At 48.6% G+C, this 2830-nt stretch carries 2 protein-coding genes and 1 pseudogene; all 3 read left to right on the top strand.

Going from position 1 to position 2830, the window contains the following annotated elements; translation table 11 throughout:
* Positions 1-230 (top strand): annotated as a pseudogene (locus RMO35_RS19385) (NAD-dependent dehydratase); the annotation flags it as partial.
* Positions 231-437: 207 nt separating this feature from the next.
* Entirely contained in the window at positions 438-860 is a 423-nt protein-coding gene (psbU, locus tag RMO35_RS19380; RefSeq protein ID WP_309743295.1) for a photosystem II complex extrinsic protein PsbU, read from the top strand.
* A 212-nt stretch (positions 861-1072) separates the two neighbouring features.
* Entirely contained in the window at positions 1073-2740 is a 1668-nt protein-coding gene (gene nadB, locus RMO35_RS19375; RefSeq protein WP_309743293.1) for an L-aspartate oxidase, read from the top strand.
* Positions 2741-2830 lie beyond the last annotated feature (90 nt).

The following is a 2830-nucleotide window of genomic DNA, read 5'->3' as shown; positions in this document are numbered from 1 at the left end:
CCGGGATTACGCTGGGATTGGATGTCAACATCGATACGATCGACAATCCCCGGATCGAAGCCGAGTCTCACTACTTTAACCCCAAAAATACCAATCTGCTCAATCTCGGACTCCAACCGCACTTCCTGTCGGATTCGCTCTTGGATTCTCTCCTCAATTTTGCCGTCAAATACCAACATCGCGTCGATGGATCGCACATTTTGCCAAAGGTGAGTTGGAAGAGGGAGTAAAGGGGTAAGAGGTAAAAGGTAAGAGGTAAGAGGTAAAAGGTAATAGGTAATGGGTAATGGGTAATGGGTTGGAAAGATGCTCGATCGCATCCAATTACCCAAAACTTAATATCTACCCTCTACCCTCTACCCTCTACCCTCTACATTGGTGGCGGATTACGATAAAATGATAGAGAATAAGATGCTGTGTTAGGAAAAATAAACTTTATGAAACGGTTTGCCCGTCTGCTCGTTGCCTTTAGTCTCTGCTTGACTTGTTTCGTTGGGATCGTGCCCCAAGCAATGGCAGCTAGTTGGAATAGCTCTCTGGTTTTGGCTGCTGAATCAGCAACTGGCGAAGTCATTGTCAATAGTGCCGATAGTAAACTAGGCACAGAATTTGGTAAGAAAATCGATCTTAATAATACAAACGTTCGATCGTTTCGTAAGTATCCCGGTCTCTACCCTAGCATCGCTCGTAAAGTAGTGGACAATGCTCCCTACAAAACGGTCGAAGACGTGTTGAATATTCCTGGCTTAAGCGAAAAGCAAAAAGAAATGCTCAATGCTAACCTCGACAAGTTTACCCTCACTTCTACCGATGATACCTTTAACGAAGGTGGCGATCGCTACAACAATGGTTATTACTAACTAATTGCTAATCGATCGGATTTCACATAAGCTCATCCCCCACCCGGATTTAGGGTGGGATTTTTTTATTAGAGATGGGAGATGGGAGATGGGAGAGGGTAAAAGGTAAAAGGAATAGCACAGTTCCACAGTTCCACAGTTCCCCCATCTCCTCGTCTCCCCGTCTCCCCCACTCCCAGTCCCCCCCCACTCCCCCACTCCCCCACTCCCCTATGCCCTTACCTACTAACTTTGATGTCATCGTCGTGGGAGCTGGCGCGGCGGGATTGTACTCTGCATTGTGCCTACCAGCGTCATTACGGGTCGCGATCGTCAGTAAGGCGAGTTTACCCCTGTCGGCTAGTGATTGGGCGCAGGGGGGGATTGCAGCGGTAGTAGATCCGCAAGATTCGGTGGATCTGCATATTGCCGATACGCTCAAGGCGGGGGCGGGATTGTGCGATCGAGCTGCGGTAGAATTTTTGGTGACTCATGCAGCGGCGTGTATTGACTCGCTCGTTGAGTTTGGGGTAGGATTTGACAGAGTAGATGAAAAATTGGCGCTGACTCTCGAAGCTGCCCATTCGCGTCCGCGCGTGTTACATGCGGCCGATACTACTGGCAGAGCCTTAGTGAGTACTTTAGCCGATCGAGTATTGGCGCAATCAAATATTACTGTGCTGACTCAAGCATTTGCCCTAGATTTGTGGCTGGAGTCTGGCACTTGTCGGGGGATAAGTCTCGTCTATCAAGGCGAAATTAATTGGGTAACAGCTACCGCCGTCGTCTTAGCTACAGGTGGCGGCGGACAGGTGTACGCGCAGACTACCAATCCGGAAGTCAGTACGGGGGATGGTGTGGCAATGGCGCATCGAGCGGGGGGATTGTTGCGAGATCTGGAATTTGTCCAGTTTCATCCCACCGCACTCACCAAAGCAGGTGCGCCGAGATTTTTGATTAGCGAAGCGGTACGCGGTGAGGGCGCTCATTTGGTAGACGATACGGGTTATCGGTTTGCATTTGACTATCATCCTGCTGGCGAACTCGCGCCCAGAGATGTCGTCAGTCAGGCGATTTTCAGTCATTTGCTCAAACACAGCCCCGATCCGAATCAAGGCTGTGTCTGGCTCGATCTTAGTCCAATTCCTGAAGCAAAAATCCGCCATCGCTTCCCGAATATCATTCAAGTTTGCCAGCATTGGGGAATTGACATCCTGCATGAGTTAATTCCGGTAGCACCAGCGGCGCATTATTGGATGGGGGGAGTTCAGACAGATCTGATGACTCAAACTAGTATTCCGGGCGTCTATGCAGTCGGCGAAACCACTAGTACCGGAGTACATGGAGCCAATCGCTTGGCGAGTAATTCACTCTTAGAATGCGTCGTATTTGGCGCTCAGTTGAGTAATATCTCGATCGATTCCGCACCCATCAACATACCCTCAATTGAGATTCCCAACTTAGAGCTTTGGGGCGAAAAATTGGCTCAGCCAAATGGATCTTGGCGCGATCGAGTCCAGCAGATTCGCGAAGAATTACCGCGTTTAATGTGGCAAGCTGCTGGTGTTTGTCGCGATCGAGCCAGTCTCCAATTAGCACTCGATCGCGTCAACACTTTACAACGAGAATTTAATAATTTACCGATTTCTCAATTAATTACCCAAATTATCCCGCCCCAATCGGGCACTCTTCCCTCGGAAATATCCGAAGTAGATCTGCAAACTTGGGGCGAAACCCGCAACTTATTAGCCATCGGAATTTTAATTTTAACCAGTGCCTTAATGCGAACCGAAAGTCGCGGTGGACACTCTCGAACTGACTTTCCGACGATCGATCCTGACTGGCAAGTCCACACGATCGTTCAAAAAGATCGCTGGTTTAAGTCAGATGCGATCGATTAATCGCGATTACCTAAATATGCGCGATTAGGATTGAGTTTATTCATTTATTTAATTTTATAAAGATCGTGACAAAACCAGACCCCGCAATCT

The sequence above is a fragment of the Chamaesiphon sp. OTE_20_metabat_361 genome (genome assembly GCF_031364565.1).
The sequence above is the reverse complement of the archived record's forward strand: the minus strand, read 5'-3'. Positions and strand labels throughout refer to the sequence as shown.